Source organism: Pseudomonas sp. C9D1 (assembly GCF_056491235.1).
The window spans coordinates 567,343-582,642 of sequence record NZ_JBSZIE010000003.1 but is presented as its reverse complement, the minus strand read 5'-3'; the positions used below and the strand labels follow the sequence as shown (position 1 = coordinate 582,642).

General features: G+C 67.2%; 11 protein-coding genes. 7 read left to right on the top strand and 4 right to left on the bottom strand.

Features of this window, described 5'->3' with window-relative positions; genetic code table 11:
- The 3 genes from ACXI0U_RS30160 to ACXI0U_RS30150 all read right to left on the bottom strand — a co-directional run bounded on the left by ACXI0U_RS30160 (position 1) and on the right by ACXI0U_RS30150 (position 2,777).
- A complete protein-coding gene (locus ACXI0U_RS30160; protein ID WP_184489348.1) occupies positions 1–864 on the bottom strand; it encodes a subclass B3 metallo-beta-lactamase PAM-5 in 864 nt (287 codons plus the stop codon).
- A gap of 100 nt (positions 865–964) precedes the next feature.
- Positions 965–1,450 (bottom strand): GNAT family N-acetyltransferase, encoded by a 486-nt coding sequence (locus tag ACXI0U_RS30155; protein ID WP_479551286.1) that lies wholly within the window; start codon positions 1,448–1,450, stop codon positions 965–967.
- A gap of 67 nt (positions 1,451–1,517) precedes the next feature.
- Positions 1,518–2,777: an HD-GYP domain-containing protein gene (locus tag ACXI0U_RS30150; protein WP_479551308.1), complete on the bottom strand. Its 1,260-nt coding sequence runs from the start codon at positions 2,775–2,777 to the stop codon at positions 1,518–1,520.
- Between the two features lie 293 nt (positions 2,778–3,070).
- Between ACXI0U_RS30150 and ACXI0U_RS30145 the strand changes: the two genes are divergently transcribed.
- The 6 genes from ACXI0U_RS30145 to ACXI0U_RS30120 all read left to right on the top strand — a co-directional run bounded on the left by ACXI0U_RS30145 (position 3,071) and on the right by ACXI0U_RS30120 (position 13,015).
- Positions 3,071–4,198 carry a response regulator gene (locus ACXI0U_RS30145; protein WP_031287260.1) on the top strand — a complete coding sequence of 376 codons (1,128 nt, stop codon included), beginning with the start codon at positions 3,071–3,073 and terminating at the stop codon, positions 4,196–4,198.
- Between the two features lie 468 nt (positions 4,199–4,666).
- On the top strand, positions 4,667–6,394 hold the full coding sequence (locus ACXI0U_RS30140) for a two-component system response regulator (RefSeq protein ID WP_431484099.1): 1,728 nt from the start codon (positions 4,667–4,669) through the stop codon (positions 6,392–6,394).
- A complete protein-coding gene (locus ACXI0U_RS30135; RefSeq protein WP_479551285.1) occupies positions 6,391–7,680 on the top strand; it encodes a CHASE domain-containing protein in 1,290 nt (429 codons plus the stop codon). The genes ACXI0U_RS30140 and ACXI0U_RS30135 overlap by 4 nt, the downstream gene beginning before the upstream one ends.
- A complete protein-coding gene (locus ACXI0U_RS30130) occupies positions 7,677–11,288 on the top strand; it encodes a PAS domain-containing hybrid sensor histidine kinase/response regulator (RefSeq protein ID WP_479551284.1) in 3,612 nt (1,203 codons plus the stop codon). Before ACXI0U_RS30135 ends, ACXI0U_RS30130 begins: the two co-directional genes overlap by 4 nt.
- Before the next feature lie 80 nt (positions 11,289–11,368).
- On the top strand, positions 11,369–11,947 hold the full coding sequence (locus ACXI0U_RS30125; RefSeq protein ID WP_479551283.1) for a COG3904 family protein: 579 nt from the start codon (positions 11,369–11,371) through the stop codon (positions 11,945–11,947).
- 93 nt (positions 11,948–12,040) lie between these two features.
- Positions 12,041–13,015, top strand: coding sequence for a sensor domain-containing diguanylate cyclase (locus tag ACXI0U_RS30120; RefSeq protein ID WP_021218088.1), 975 nt, complete (start codon positions 12,041–12,043; stop codon positions 13,013–13,015).
- A 74-nt stretch (positions 13,016–13,089) separates the two neighbouring features.
- Here ACXI0U_RS30120 and ACXI0U_RS30115 read toward each other — a convergent pair whose 3' ends face one another.
- On the bottom strand, positions 13,090–14,061 hold the full coding sequence (locus ACXI0U_RS30115) for an IS110 family RNA-guided transposase (RefSeq protein WP_350446189.1): 972 nt from the start codon (positions 14,059–14,061) through the stop codon (positions 13,090–13,092).
- 511 nt (positions 14,062–14,572) lie between these two features.
- On the opposite strand from ACXI0U_RS30115, the gene ACXI0U_RS30110 reads away from it, so the two are divergent.
- Positions 14,573–15,256 carry a Crp/Fnr family transcriptional regulator gene (locus ACXI0U_RS30110; protein ID WP_431484103.1) on the top strand — a complete coding sequence of 228 codons (684 nt, stop codon included), beginning with the start codon at positions 14,573–14,575 and terminating at the stop codon, positions 15,254–15,256.
- Positions 15,257–15,300: the final 44 nt, after the last annotated feature.

Below are 15,300 nucleotides of genomic sequence, written 5' to 3'. Positions count from 1 at the left end.
TCAGCGCGACTTTGCCTGCTCGGCGAGCATCTGGTCGAGCTTCTGCTCGGCTTTGTCCGCATAGGCCTTGCAGCTCACCGGGGCCGGGTGCGGCTTTTCGGCGTTGGTGTAGTCCCAGCCGCTGCCTTCGGCGTGGGGTGTCAGCAGCAGGTCGCAGGGCAGGGCGCGGACGGCGGCGAAGCTGGCACGGAAGGCGTCGACCAGGTGCGGGTAGCGGGCGTTGTCGCGCAGTTGGTAGCCCGGCGCGCTGAGGCTGTCGGCGTAGGCGATGCGCAGGGGCTTGCCGTCCTGGGTGTCGGTCCAGGTCCAGCTCATGCTGCCCGGGGTGTGGCCCGGGGTGAAATGCACGGTGAAGGTGGTGTCGCCCAGGGTCACCGTCTCGCCGTCCTGCACCAGGCGCTCGGGCGTCAGCGGGGCGAAGAGCATGCCGCTGCCGAAGTGGATGTCGTCGGCGCCGCCGCGTTGCAGCAGCACGGCGGATTCGGCGTTGCTCACCAGCACAGCGCCGGTGGCGCGCTTGATCGCCGCCAGCGGGCCGACGTGGTCGATGTGGGCGTGGCTGTGGAGGATCAGGCGCAGGTCCTGGGGCTGCACGCCGAGCTTCTTCATATTGGCCAGCAGGTGGTCGGCCACCTGGGGCATGCCGCCGTCGATGAGCACCGCGCCGGCGTCGGTTTTCACCAGCAGGGCGCTGATGCTGGCGGTGCCGATCTGCCAGACGTGGTCGCTGATGCGCAGCGGTTCCACCGGCACCAGCCAGGCTTGCAGCCCTTCATAGGCCTCCAGCTGCGGCAGGGGCTTGGGGGCGGCGAGCGCCAGGTTGGCGGCGAACAGGGGCAGCGCGAGGCTGGCGAGGAAACGCATTGGAACACTCCATTGATCACGGGGGCGGCATTCTGCCCGGCCATTGCGCCGGGCACCATGGAGCCGCTCTGACTCTTTTTCGCGGGCAGGGTTCACCGGCTCAGGCGGCACCGTCCAGGGCATCGGGTTGCAGGGCACGCCACATCAGGGTGTGCTCGGCGCCCCAGGCTTGGAAGCGCTCCAGCGGCACCCAGCCCCGGCGGGCGTAGTAGTCGGCGCGGTCCTGGGTGTGCAGGTAGAGGCGCCCATGGCCCTGGCTGCGGGCCTGTTCGCAGATGCCTTCGATCAGGCGTTCGGCGATACCCTGGCCACGCGCCTCGGGGGTGGTGAACACGCAGGCCAGCCAGGGGCCCAGGTCGTCGCGGCCGGGCAGGTCGTCCTCGGCCAGGGCCGCGCCGCCGAGCAGGTGCTCGCCGTCCAGCGCCACCAGGCACTGCCATTCGCCGCTGCGCTGGCCCTCGGCGAACTCGCGCTGCCAGGCGTCCAGCGGCTGGTCGACGAACTCATAGGCGAATTGCTGGTGCAGCCAGCGGGCATAGGTGTCGCTGTGCTGCATGTGGTTGCGCAGCCAGTCCAGGCGGTACATGGGGTCGTCCTTGCAGGTTCGGGAGCGCACATGGAACAGCAGCGCCGCCGTCCGTACAAGCGCCGTGTCAGCGTTGCGTGTCCCCGGCACGGGTGCGGCGCACGTCGGCGATGCCCGACCAGAGCTCGTCGAGGTTCTTGAACGGCCAGTCGGCGGAGGACTCCCGCGCGACGATCTTGTCGCGCCCGGCGAGCTTGGCCAGGTCGATCACCTCCACCGGGATGGCCGCCTTCATGCGCACGGAATAGAACACCTTGACCCGCGGCATGGTCAGGGATTTCGGGTGCTGCTCCAGCACCACGCCCAGGCGCCCGCTGTCCAGGCGCACCAGCGAGCCGGTGGGGTAGATGCCGATGGATTTGACGAAGGCCTGGAACACCGCCTCGTCGAAGTGCGATTTGCTCCACTCGGCCATGCGGCGGATGGATTCGGCCGGATCCCAGCCGCGCTTGTAGGGGCGGTCGGAGGTGATCGCGTCGTACACGTCGCATACCGCGCCCATCTTCGCCAGCAGGCTGATCTGGTCGCTCTGCAGGCGATGCGGGTAACCCGTGCCGTCGACCTTCTCGTGGTGGTGCAGGCACACGTCCAGTACCAGGGCGCTGACCTGGCCGCTGTGCAGGAGTATCTGCGCACCCGCCTCCGGATGGCTGCGCACCTGCTCGAACTCGCTGTCGGTGAGCTTGCCCGGCTTGTTCAGTACATCCATGGGCACGGCCATCTTGCCGATGTCGTGCAGCAGCCCGGCCATGCCCGCCTCGCGCACCTGGGCCTCGGCCAGGCCGAGCTGGCGGGCGAGGGCGATCATCAGCGCACAGACCGCCACCGAGTGCATGTAGGTGTATTCGTCCGCGGACTTCAGGCGCGCCAGGCTGATCAGCGCGTTGGGACAGCGCAGCACCGAATCGGCGATCTCCTCCACCAGCCCCTGGGCGTTCTCGACGTCGATGGCCTTGCCCATGCGCGCATCGCCGAACATCGACACCACCGCCTCCTTCGAGCGTGCGCAAAGCTCGGCGGCACGCGCCACCTCGTCCTCCAGGCTGGTGGGGCGCAGGGGTGGCTTGCGCTCGGCGGCGGCCAGGCGCTCGTCGATCTCGGCCTCTACTTCCGCCACCGTGCGGCTGGGCAGGTGCTCGGCCACGTCCTTGCCCTTGCTGGTGTCGATCCACACCTCAGTGATCTCGCTGCTGCGGATGCGTTGCAGGTCCTTCTCGGTCTTGACCACGAACTTGGCGCGGAAGAAGGGGTGGTCCATCCAGGACCCGCAGAATTCCTGTACGTACATGCCAAGCTGCAGGTCGGCGGTAGCGATTCGCTTTAACACCATTCGACATCTCATTAAGGGGTTGTCCGGCCCGACGCCTGGCACGGCCTGGCCGCCACCCACCGGGTGCGGTCCGCAGGGTTGGATCGCGGCACGGAGGGCGCAGCTCAGGTTGCGCGTCGATACGCACTCACTATAGGCAACGCTGGCCGTTGCAGAGGCCTTTATGCATCGCCCAACCAACTGGTCGGGGATGCGGCCGGGCAGTGCCGGCGAGGCTGTTCTATTCTTTTGCCGGGGTTGGGGAGCCACGTCTTGGCATCGTCCCGATGGCGCAACGACGAGGGTTGCAGATGAGGGTTCAGATAGTTGACGACGATCCGTGGATTGCCAATCTGCTGGAACAATTGGTCCTGAGCATCCGCTCCGGCGCTGAAATCGAATGCTTCGCCTCGGTGCAGGCCGCCATCGACGCCTGGCAACCGAACCGCTACCAGTTGGTGATCGTCGACTGGAACTTGCCGGACGGCACCGGGCTGGACGTGATGCAGAAGATCCGCCGGCTGGACAAGGACGTGCCGCTGCTGGTGGTGACCGGCCGCGCCGACCGCGAAAGCGTGCTGGCGGCCCGGCCCATGGGCATCAGCGCCTACATCACCAAGCCCTTCGATGTGCCTAAGGTACTTGCCTGCTTGGAAAGCCTGCTGCCCGCCGATGTAACGGCAGCGGAGCCGGAGGCGCGGCAGGTCAGCTTCGAAGAGCACCTGCGCAGCCTCACCCCGGAGCAGCTGGATGTACCGCTGCTCTCCGATGTGAAGGACAAGTTGCAGCAGGCCAGTCGCGGCGTGTCCATGGACTTCCAGGAGCTGGCCGCGGACTGGAACCGCGACCCGGCGCTCTGCGCCTACCTCATCGCTGCTGCCAACAGCGCCGTCTACGGCGGCGGCCAGGCGCCCTGCACCAGCCTGCCCGACGCGCTCAAGCGCCTGGGCGCACGCACCTGCATGAACCTCGCCACCGCCCTGGCCCTGCGCCAGGCCGGCAGCACCACCGACCCCTTCCTGAAGATATTCCTGCAGAACTACCTCGACGAGATCGACCAGCTCGCCGAGACGGTGGTGCGCACCGCGCGCCAGTGCGGCCTTGACCATGGCGCCCTTCAGGCGGCGGCCTTGCTCTACCGCCTGGGCGAGATGTGCGTGATCTTCCAGGCTCAGGAGTGGGCCCGGCAAAGCCGCCAGAGCATCGACGACAACACCCTGTTGAAGGCCTTCGCCGACTTCGCCGAACCCCTGGCCATCCGCCTCAAGGCGCACTGGGGCCTGCCCATGGCCCTGCGCGAGCTGATCGGCGCCTGCTATGCGTTGCCGCAGTTCCAGGTGCGGCAGGAACAGGCGGTCATGCGCCTCGCCGCTGCCCAATGTGGCAATGAGTCTGCGGCCGAGATCGAACGCCTCAAGCGCCTGGCGGGGGTGGGGTAGGGGAAGACACGGGGCACGCCGTTGCTGCCCCTTGTGGGCGAATTCATTCGCGATGCTTTTCATCGTTCTGTAGCCCGGACTTCAGTCCGGGAGTTTCGGCAGCACGCTCCTGGGCTGAAGCCCAGGCTCCGCCTGTAGGGGCGACTTCAGTCGCCAAGCGGCGCGTAGCGCCGCCGCCCTTGTGGGAGCGAATTCATTCGCGAAATGGAAGGAACGCAGCGCCGCCCACCCTCACAGCCCAGACAGGCTGCCGTTGGTGGATGAAAAAGCGCCATCCACCCTACATCCGGCACCACTCCGTAGGGTGGGTGAGCCCCGCATGTTCCAGGGTTGCTCCGGCAACCCCCGTCACAACGGCTAGCCTGTTGGAGTCTTTCTCCATACGGCAAGGTGGAACCTGAGCGTCGGATAACTTCGTCTAGGCTGTCAGTTACTCAGCACCATAGTGTCAATCGGGGTAGCCAGGGAATGCACGACCTCTTCAGCCACGACCCAGTGATCCTCATCGTCGACGACCAGGCGACCCATATCCGCGTGCTCAGCGAAGCGGTGCGCGACCTGGCCGCCGTGCACATCGCCAACGGTGGGCCGGGCACCCTGGAGATCGCCCGTTCCTGCCGCCCGGACGTGGTGCTGCTGGATATCGAGATGCCGCAGATGAACGGCTTCGAGATCTGCCGTGCATTCAAGGCCGACCCCAAGCTGTGCGATGCCTCGATCATCTTCGTTACCTCCCACAGCGAGCCGGAAAACGAGCTGAAAGCCCTGGAATCCGGCGCCTTGGGCTTTATCCAGAAGCCGCTCAACCTGCCTGTGGTGCGCGCCCATGTGAAGGCCCACCTGAGCCTGCGCGAACAGGCCAAGCGGGTGGCCTACGTCGATGCGCTCACCGGCCTGCCCAACCGCTCGCTGCTCAAGGACCGTGCCGCCCAGGCGCTGCAGAAGGCGCGGCGCGGCGAAGGCAAGGTGGCGATGCTGATGCTCGACCTGGACAACTTCAAGTTCATCAACGACTCCATCGGCCACACCACCGGGGACCAGGTGCTGCGCGAGGTGGCGCTGCGCCTCTCGGGCACGGCACGCGCCGTCGACACCGTCAGCCGCCAGGGCGGCGACGAGTTCGTGGTGCTGCTGCCGGATATCCAGGGCTTCGAAGCGGTGAGCGACTTCGCCGAGCGCCTGCTGACGACCATCGCCCTGCCGCTGACCATCAACGGCGCCCGCTACGACCTCTCGGCCAGCATCGGCATCAGCGTCTACCCGGACGATTGCGACAACCTGGAATCCCTCTACCGCTACGCCGACTCGGCCATGTACCAGGCCAAGGTGGAGGGGCGGAATCGCTTCCGCTTCTTCTCCGAGAAGATCGAAGCCAGCACCCGCGCCCGCCACATGCTCGAACGCCATATGCGCCGGGCCCTGGAGCAGCGGGTGTTCGAGGTGTTCTACCAGGCCAAGATCGACGCCGCCGACGGCCGCCCCATGGGTATCGAGGCGCTGATCCGCTGGCGCACCGCCGACGGCTCGCTGGTGTCGCCGGCCGACTTCATCCCCCTGGCCGAGGAAACCGGGCTGATCATCCCCATCGGCAAGTACGTGATGCTGCAGGCCTGCAACGACGCCAAGCGCCTGCTGGAAATGGGCTACCCGCTGTGCCTCAGCGTGAACATCTCCGCCGTGCAGTTCCGTGAGGAAAGCTTCCTCGGCATGGTCAAGGACATCCTCCAGGAATCGGGCCTGCCGCCCAGCCACCTGGAGCTGGAAATCACCGAAGGGGTGCTGGCCCACGACATCGACAAGACCCGCAAGACCCTGCTGGAACTCAAGGACGTGGGTGTGCGCATCGCCATCGACGACTTCGGCACCGGCTACTCCAGCCTCGCCTACCTCAAGCGCCTGCCCATCGACGTGCTGAAGATCGACCAGAGCTTCGTCCGCGAGATGCTCACCGACCGCAGCGACGCGGCGATCATCGAAGCGGTGATCCGCCTGGCCCAGGCCCTGGGGCTGGACCTGGTGGCCGAAGGCGTCGAGCACCGCGAGCAGGCGCGGCTGCTGCTCGGGCTGGGCTGCCGGATCATGCAGGGTTACCTGTTCGGCCGGCCGGTGCCCTTTCCCGAGGCCAGCCGCTTTCTCGCCGAGAACACCACCCACCCGCAACGCTGGCTCGACACCGACGACGGAGCCGGCCAATGAGCCGGCGCCTGTCCGGGCCGGTCTACAGCATGCTGGCCGTGGTCCTGGTCGGCGTGCTGGCCACCGCGCTGGTGGCCGGCCAGTTGCAGCAGCACAACCAGCAGCGCATCCACGAGGCGCTGGGGCGGGCCACCGACGCCATGGCCGATGCCGTGGTGCGTCGCCTGGGTCTCTACCAATACGGCCTGCGCGGCGCCCGTGGCGCCCTGGTGACCGTTGGCGAGGCAGGCATCAGCCGCGAGCTGTTCAATCGCTACGCGCGTTCCCGCGACATCGCCGTCGAGTTTCCCGGGGCGCGGGGGTTCGGCCTGATCCGCAAGGTCGCGCCAGCCGATGAGGCCGACTTCCTTAGCCGCGCCCGCGCCGATGGCAAGCCGGATTTCATCATCCGCCAGATCAGCCAGCACGAGGGCGACCGCTTCGTCATCCAGTACCTGGAGCCGGTGACCAACAATTCGGCGGCCATCGGCCTGGACATCGCCTCGGAAAGCAATCGGCGCGAGGCCGCGCTGGCCGCCATGCGCAGCGGCGAGGTGCGCCTCACCGCGCCCATCACCCTGGTGCAGGCGGTCGGCAAGCCGCTGCAGTCCTTCCTCATGCTGATGCCCATCTACCAGGGCGTGACCGTCCCCGAGAGCGTCGAGGAGCGTGAACGGTTGCTCGTTGGCTGGAGCTACGCGCCGCTGCTCACCGAGGAGGTGCTAGACGGCCTGCAGGTGGATGTCCACTCCCTGCAGCTGCGCCTGCGTGACATCACCGCGCCGGGTTTCGCAGAGGCGTTCTACGAAAGTGCCGCCACCCCCGACGGCAGTGCCGAGGTGATGAGCCTGCGGGTCGAACGCAGCCTCTACGGGCGCCATTGGGAGGTGGAGTTGGCCGCTTACCCGGCCTTCACCGCCCAGCTCAACCTGCTCTCGCCCCGCCTGGCCTGGGGCGGCGGCCTGGCGCTGACCTGCCTGCTGGCCGCGCTGGTGGGGGCCAACGGCGTCAGCGGCTGGCGCAAGCAGCAGGTGTTCGAGCAGCGCTCGCGCCTGGCGGCCATCGTCGAAAGCTCGCCCGACGGCATCGTCGGCCAGGCCCTGGATGGCACGGTGACGGCCTGGAACCCGGGCGCCGAGGCGATTTTCGGCTATGGCGCCGAGGAAGCCATCGGCCGGTTGCTCAAGGAACTGATCGTTCCCGAGCAGCGTTTCGACGAGGAGCGCGACATCCTCCGCCGGGTTGCCAGGGCGAGCGCATCGCCCTGTTCGACACCCAGCGCCGCCGCAAGGACGGCAGCCTGGTGAACGTCTCCCTGTCCATCGCGCCCATCCATGACCGCCTGCACCAGGTGGTGGGCATCTCCAAGACGGTGCGCGACATCTCCGCGCAGAAGTACGCCGAGGCGCGCATCCTCGAGCTCAATGCCGGGCTGGAAGAGCAGGTGGCGGCGCGCACCAAGGAGCTGCTGGCCACCAACGTGCTGCTCGACAGCGTGCTCAGCTCGGCGTCGGAGGTGTCCATCATCGCCACCGACACCGACGGCCTGATCCGCGTGTTCAACCGGGGCGCCGAGCGCCTGCTGGGCTACTCGGCGGCGGAGCTGGTGGGGCGCCAGTCGCCGGCGCTGTTCCACGACACCGCCGAAGTGGTGTCCCGCAGCGAAGAGCTGAGCGAGCGCTACCACCAGCCGATCCGCGGCTTCCGCGTCTTCGTCCATGTGCCCGAGCACGAGGGCGTCGAGGCCCGCGAGTGGACTTACGTGCGCAAGGACGGCACGCGCTTCCCCGTGACCCTGGTGATCACCGCCATCCGCGACGCCGGCGGCAAGGTCACCGGCTACCTGGGCATCGCCCTGGACATCACCGAGCGCAAGGCCGCCGAGCACCAGTTGGAGGAAAGCCTCGCCACCACCCGCGCCGTGCTCGACACGGCGGTCAACCCGGTCATCACCTTCGGCACCGACGGCCGCATCCACACCTTCAACCCCTCCGGCGGCGTGGTCTTCGGCTGCGACCCCGAGACCATGCCCGGGCGTCGCCTGGAAGAGCTGGTGGACCCAGCCTCGCGCGGGGCCTTCGCCAAACTGCTGGCCAGCTACACCGACCAGGCCACCGCCGGCGGGCCCAGCGGCCAGGAACTCTGGGGCCTGCGCGGCGACGGCAGCAGCTTCCCCATGCAACTGACCCTGGCCGCCATGGGCAGCAATGGCGAGCGGCGGCTGGTGTGCGTCATCACCGACCTCACCCAGCAGCACCAGCAGCGCAAGAGCCTGCTGGCCGCCCGTGACCAGTTGCTGCTGGCCGCCGAGGTGGCCGAGCTGGGCATCTGGTCGTGGAACCTGGCGGACGACTCGTTGCAGTGGAACGAGCGCATGTACGAGATCTACGGCATGCCGCCCGAGCAGAACGAGCAGGGCCTGCTGCTCCAGCACTGGCAAGCGCGTGTTCACCCGGAAGACATCGACCGGGTGGCCAAGCAACTGCTCGCCGCCATCGACGGCAGCGCGCGCTACGAGCCGATCTTCCGCATCGTCCGCCCCAACGGCCAGGTGCTGTTCATCCAGGCGGCGGCGCAGATCGAGCGCGATGCCCAGGGTGCGCCGACCAAGGTCACCGGCATCAATCGTGACATCACCGCCCAGCGCGAACTGGAAGCACGTCTGCTGGAGGCCCGCGACAAGGCCGATGCCGCCAGCGCCGCGAAGAGCTTCTTCCTGGCCAACATGAGCCACGAGATCCGCACGCCAATGAACGCCGTGCTGGGCATGCTGCAGCTGGTCCAGGGCACCGACCTCAACGGCCGCCAGCTGGACTACGTGGTCAAGGCGCAGACCGCCGCGCGCTCGCTGCTGGGGCTGCTCAACGACATCCTCGACTACTCCAAGATCGAAGCCGGCAAGTTGCAGCTCGACCCCCACGAGTTCGAACTGGAAGCGCTGATGCGCGACCTCGCCGTGGTGCTCGCCGGCAACCAGGGCGACAAGGACGTGGAAGTGATGTTCGACCTCGACGCACGCCTGCCACGGCGCCTGGTGGGCGACAGCTTCCGCCTGCAGCAGGTGCTCATCAACCTCGCCGGCAACGCCCTCAAGTTCACCAGCGTCGGCCAGGTGGTGGTGGGCTTCCGCCTGCTGGGCCTGTTCGAGGGTTCGACCCTGCTGCGGGTCTCGGTCAGCGACACCGGCATCGGCATCAGCCCCGAGCAGCTGGAGCGCATCTTCGACGGCTTCACCCAGGCCGAAGCCTCCACCTCGCGGCGCTTCGGCGGCACCGGGCTGGGGCTGGTGATCTGCAAACGCCTGATCGAGCTGATGGGCGGCCACCTGCAAGTGGAAAGCCAGCCGGGCAAGGGCAGCCGCTTCTGGTTCGACGTGTCCATGGAGCTGGCCGAGCCCGGCGCGTTGCGCGCCGCCTGCCCCGGCGTGGACGCACCGCTGCGCCTGCTGGTGGTGGACGACAACCCGGCGGCCGGCGAAGTGCTGCTGCGCACCTTGCTGTCCCTTGGCTGGCAAGCCGAGTACGCCTCCACGGGCGAAGCTGCCGTCGGCCATGTGCGCGAAGCGGCGGGGCGCCTGGAGCCCTTCGACCTGGTGCTGATGGACTGGCGCATGCCCGGCCTCGACGGCCTCGCCACCAGCCAGGCGATCCAGGCTCTGGCCGGCGAGCTGGAGGTGCCGCGCATCCTCATGATCACCGCCCACGGCAGCGAGGTCCTGGCCGATCGGCAGCAACAGGGCGGTGCGCCATTCGCCGGCTTCCTCACCAAGCCGGTCACCCCCATGCAGCTGGCCAGTGCCGTGCAGCGCGCCCTCGGCCAGCTGGAAGCGCCGCGACCGGTGGCGCTGGAGGGCCCGAAGAAACGCCTGCAGGGGCTGCGCCTGCTGGTGGTGGAAGACAACCCGCTCAACCGCCAGGTGGCCTCCGAGCTGCTGGCGGGCGAGGGTGCCCGCGTGTGCCTGGCCGAAGGCGGCCTGGAAGGCGTGCAGGCCGTACTCGATGACGCCCAGGGTTTCGACGCGGTGCTGATGGACATCCAGATGCCCGATATCGACGGCCTGGAAGCCACCCGGCGCATCCGTGCCGACGGGCGCCACCCGACCCTGCCGATCATCGCCATGACCGCCAACGCCGCCGCCCAGGACCGCCAGAACTGCCTCGACGCCGGCATGGACGACCACGTCGGCAAACCCATCGACATCCACCAGCTGGTGGCCACCTTGCTGCGCTGGACCGAGCCCGGCGCGGTGGCACGGCCTGAGCCGGCACCTGTCGAGCGCACGGGCGATGCCGCGGTGGTGGAGTCCCGGGATTCGATCCTGGCGCGCTTCGGCGGCAACCTGAAGCTGTTGCTCTCGGTGCTCGCCAGCTTCGACACCGAGATGCAGAAGCAACTGGTGCGCCTGCGCGAATCCGTCGCCGCCGGTGACCTGCGCAGCGTGGTCGGCGCCTTGCACGGCCTCAAGGGCAGCTCCGGCACCATGGGCGCCAGCGCACTGTGCGCGCGCACCGGGGAGCTGGAGCAGCAGGGCATACATGTCGCCCCGGAAGGCGCCGCCGCGTTCCTCCACGAGCCGCCCTGGCTCGACGAACTGCAGGGCCTGCTCGACCGCAGCAGCGCCGCGCTGCTCGTGCACTTCCCGGAAATCGGTGCCGCGCCCGCGCCGCGCGGGGTGCCCGCCGAGCAGGCCGGCGCCCTGGCCATGGCGGACTGGCAGACCATCCTGGACAAGGTGCTGGAGCTGCTGGAAACCGGCAGCCTGGCAGCCCTGGACCACACCGAGCCACTGCTGCACAAGGCGCCGCCGCCCCTGCGCGATGCCTGCCTCACTTTCGTCCGCCTGGTGGAGGAGCTGGACTTCGACGGCGCCCGCGAATGCGGCTGGCGCCTGCAGCAGGGCGGCGGCCAGGGCTGAGTGGCGGGGGAGCTGTCCTACGCCCTTCGCAGCAGGTATCGTGCGCACCTTCCCCAGGTGTTCGTCAGGGTTTTCGCTCCATGATCAGCTCGTCGTTTCGGCTCGCCGTCCTCGGCATCGCCACCCTCTGCTCGGCCGCCGCCTTCGCCCGGGTCGAGGTGGAGGCCGTGCAGCACAAGAGCGGCCCCATGCTGGTGGCCAAGGTTTCCGAAGACATCGCCCCCGGCGACTACGACGCACTGATGAAGGGGGTGCTCGGCCACCCCGGCAAGTTCGCGCGCAAGATCGTCATCCTCGACAGCATCGGCGGCAGCGTGCCGGAGGCCATCCGCATGGGCCGCCTGCTGCGCGAAACCGGCTTCGACGCGCTGGTGCCGTCCACCGGCCTGTGCCAGGGCACCTGCGTCTACCTGCTGGCCGCCGGGCGCGGCAAGATGGTGCGCGGCTCGGTGGGCCTGCACCGCCCGTACTACGCCCACGGCGACTCCTCCCGCGACCAGGCGCTGTACAAGGGCGGGCGCTACAACTCCGCCGCCTACTTCAAGGAAATGAACATTCCGCCCAGCCTGCTGGAAGACATGCAACGCATCGACCCCCGGCAGATGCGCGTGCTCTCGGCGTCCGACCTGGCGCGCTACCGCCTCGCCGCCGGCAAATAGGCCGATCAAAACCGACCAAACGCCCTGTTGGCGGGCTTTGCACGCCTGTATAAGAGGCGATAGGCCATCACGCAGTCGCCGAGATCAACCGTCATGAGAGAAGAAGTCGAAACCACCAACGCGGTCTACAAGACGTTGCTGGAATCCACCAAGGCGATCCCCTGGAAGATCGACTGGAAGACCATGACCTTCGCCTACATCGGCCCGCAGATCGAAACCCTGCTGGGCTGGAGCCCGGCGAGCTGGGTCGGGGTCAACGACTGGGCCGAGCGCATGCACCCCGAGGACCGCGACGCGGTGGTCGCCTTCTGCGTCTCCCAATCCCAGGCCGGTACCGACCATGAAGCCGACTACCGCGCCCTGACCGCCGCCGGCGACTACGTGTGGATACGCGACGTGGTGCACGTGATGCGCGACGAGGCAGGCGAGGTGGAAGCGCTGATCGGCTTCATGTTCGACATCAGCGAGCGCAAGCACGCCGAGCAGAAGCTGGTGGAGTTGCAGAAGCAGCTGGAGGAGTACTCCTACAAGGACGGCCTCACCGGCGTCGCCAACCGGCGCATGGTCGACTCGACCCTCGACGTGGAATGGGCCAACGCCCAGCGCACCCTGCAGCCACTGTCGCTGATCCTTCTCGATATCGACTACTTCAAGCAGTACAACGACCACTACGGCCATATCCAGGGTGACGACTGCCTGAAGAGCGTCGGCCAGGCGCTCACCGCCGCCGCCAACCGCCCACGAGACCTGGTGGGGCGCTTCGGTGGCGAGGAATTCGTCCTCATCCTCCCGGAAACCGACGCCGACGCCGCCCGCCAGGTGGCCGAACGCTGCCGCCGCCTGCTGCGCGAGCGCTGCATCCCCCACGAGAAGTCCGGCGTCGCCTCGCTGCTCACCATCAGCCTCGGCGTCGGCACCATCATCCCCACCCGCCACGACCGCGCCCTGACCTTCGTCGAAGCCGTCGACCGCCTGCTCTACCGCGCCAAGCAGGGCGGCCGCAACCGCTTCGAAGCCGGCCAATGGCTGGACGCCGACGCCCGGCAGGAGCAGGGCGGAACCGCCTGAACGGCTGCGCTGCCTGCCATTCCCGGGCTACCTCAGGCACGGCCTTGACCGCTGCGTAGATACCGTTTTGATCCCTAGTGAGCAAGGGCCAGTTTTACGTCGTACGGCTGGCCCGATTTCAAGACGCCATAAGCGATGTTCAGCAGCTTACGCATCGCTGCACAGATGATCTGCATGCCGGTCTTGCCCTTGGCTCTGAGGCGTTCTCTCATCGCTTTGATCGCCCCGTTGTGCTGCAGGGCGCAAACGGCAGGCATGTACAGCCCAGCACGCAGCCGCGATGAGCCCATCTTGGAAATGCGGGTCTGCCCCCGGTACTTACCAGACTCCTGCAAACGCGGGTTGAGCCCGGCAAAGGCGGTAATCGCGCGACTGCTGGTGAAGCGATGAGGGTCGCCCAGCTCCGCCAGGATCAGGGCGGCTGTCTTGTCCGCGATGCCATCGATGCTGGTCAACAGATCACGTTTGCCACGCAGATCCGGGTCATTGTCGATGTGGTCGTTGATGGCCTTGAGGGTTTCCTCGATCTGTTGCTCGATGTGCCGCAACACTGAGCGGATCGACTCCTGCACGCTGGTATCGGCCACCTCCAGGCGATTGCTCTCCATCTGCTGGATTTCCTGCAGATCCGCCAGGCGCCGCATCAGTGCTTTCAGGCGCCGTATGGCGCGAGGTTCAGGCTGCCAGGGCCGTAGCTCGTCTTGGTGGCGCTCGCCGTATTCGGCGATCAGCTTGGCGTCGACCTTGTCAGTTTTCACGCGCTGCAGCTGACTGCGGGCGTAGTGAGCGATCTGCGCAGGGTTGAGGACGCAGACCCGATAGTTCTGCTCCAGCAGCCATTCGGCCAGGGCTTCATGGTGGATGCCGGTGGCTTCCATCACGACCCAGGCACCCGCCTCGCTGTGCTTGTTCAGCCACTCCTGCAGCGTGCGAAAGCCCGCCTCGCTGTTGGCCAACTTGGCCTTGGTGCGGTACTTGCCGTTCGCCTGCAGGGTGGCGATATCGAACGTGTGCTTGGCAATGTCGATACCAATGACACTGGGCATGTGAGCTCCTCCTGATCTTTTCAGACACGATCATCACTGCACCCGGCCCAACCTTGTGAATGCGAGCTCTGGGCTCAAGATACCGTTCGGGCTGTTCGAGTGAGTGTGGAGGGGCGGAGCACTATCTACGTCGCAGGCTCAGGGCCTAAGGGTGGACACGACTTCCAGCCCCTCCCCCGATGATCAGTCGGGAACTATTACCCCTGATGGGGTAGTTAGTCGAGATACAAGGGTGGACCACGCTTTATCGGTCCACCTTTCGGGCTCGCCGGGCGCTCCGCTGGTGGATGAGAAGAGCGTCATCCACCCTACAGGCATGCTCCATCAAGGCACGTAGCGAGGTGGCCGCAAGACAAATTGACCGATTACCGAACGTTTGTTTAGATGGGCCGGCACAGCGTGCAACCGCCGTTGTGTACCCCGAATCCCAGCGCTGAAACCGCCTTTCAGGTGAGAGTCCACGGTGCCGGGGGTTCGCTGAATGGCCTTGCTCTGGGGAGCCTTGACGACGATGAGCGGCTTCAACTGGATTGCCGACCTCACCCCCGAGGTTCGGGACGCGTTGCTGGCGAAGGCGAGGACGAAGTGCTTCGCCGACGGCAACACCCTGTATCGCCAGGGCGACCCCATAGTCGAGGTCTTCCAGATCGTTTCCGGGGAGATCCGCCAGTGCATCTTTACCGAGGACGGGCAGGAGGTGCTGATCTACATCTACCAGCCCGGTGACCTGGTGGGAGATAGCTCCATCTCCGATGGCGGCCCGTCTTCCGTCACCTTCATCACCCGGGGCGCGGTGGAGCTGCGGGCCTGGTCGGTCAGGGATTTCTCCGCGCTGCTGGCCACCCATCCCCAGGTTGCCTCGGCGGTGAGCGCGCAACTGAGCCGGCGCCTGCGCGGTGCCTTGCGGCTGCTGGAGGAGATGCTGACGCAGCCGGTGCCGGCGCGGATCGCGTCGCGCTTCTTCTGGCTGGCCGATATCCAGGGCGATGCTGGCAGCGGCGATGCGGACATCGCCCTGTCCCAGGCGGATATCGGGCTGATGGTGGGCTCTACGCGGCAAAGCGTGAACCGTGTCGTCACCGAGTTGCGCAAGCTCAAGCTGATAGAAACCGACTACGGCAAGGTCACGGTGAAAGACCCCGCCGGGCTGCTCCGCTTCATCAGCGACAACCAGCGCCACGGCCGTGCGGAGTAACCGCCTGGCGAGTTTGCCAACACTGTCTTCTGGCCGACGTTGTT

What these genes read in the sequence shown, in the direction of transcription:
- ACXI0U_RS30145 (WP_031287260.1), top strand. Translation starts at nt 3,071, where the DNA reads ATGAGGGTTCAGATAGTTGACGACGATCCGTGGATTGCCAATCTGCTG.
- ACXI0U_RS30125 (WP_479551283.1), top strand. Translation starts at nt 11,369, where the DNA reads ATGATCAGCTCGTCGTTTCGGCTCGCCGTCCTCGGCATCGCCACCCTC.
- ACXI0U_RS30120 (WP_021218088.1), top strand. Translation starts at nt 12,041, where the DNA reads ATGAGAGAAGAAGTCGAAACCACCAACGCGGTCTACAAGACGTTGCTG.
- ACXI0U_RS30110 (WP_431484103.1), top strand. Translation starts at nt 14,573, where the DNA reads ATGAGCGGCTTCAACTGGATTGCCGACCTCACCCCCGAGGTTCGGGAC.
- ACXI0U_RS30135 (WP_479551285.1), top strand. Translation starts at nt 6,391, where the DNA reads ATGAGCCGGCGCCTGTCCGGGCCGGTCTACAGCATGCTGGCCGTGGTC.
- ACXI0U_RS30155 (WP_479551286.1), bottom strand. Translation starts at nt 1,450, where the DNA reads ATGTACCGCCTGGACTGGCTGCGCAACCACATGCAGCACAGCGACACC.
- ACXI0U_RS30115 (WP_350446189.1), bottom strand. Translation starts at nt 14,061, where the DNA reads ATGCCCAGTGTCATTGGTATCGACATTGCCAAGCACACGTTCGATATC.
- ACXI0U_RS30160 (WP_184489348.1), bottom strand. Translation starts at nt 864, where the DNA reads ATGCGTTTCCTCGCCAGCCTCGCGCTGCCCCTGTTCGCCGCCAACCTG.
- ACXI0U_RS30140 (WP_431484099.1), top strand. Translation starts at nt 4,667, where the DNA reads ATGCACGACCTCTTCAGCCACGACCCAGTGATCCTCATCGTCGACGAC.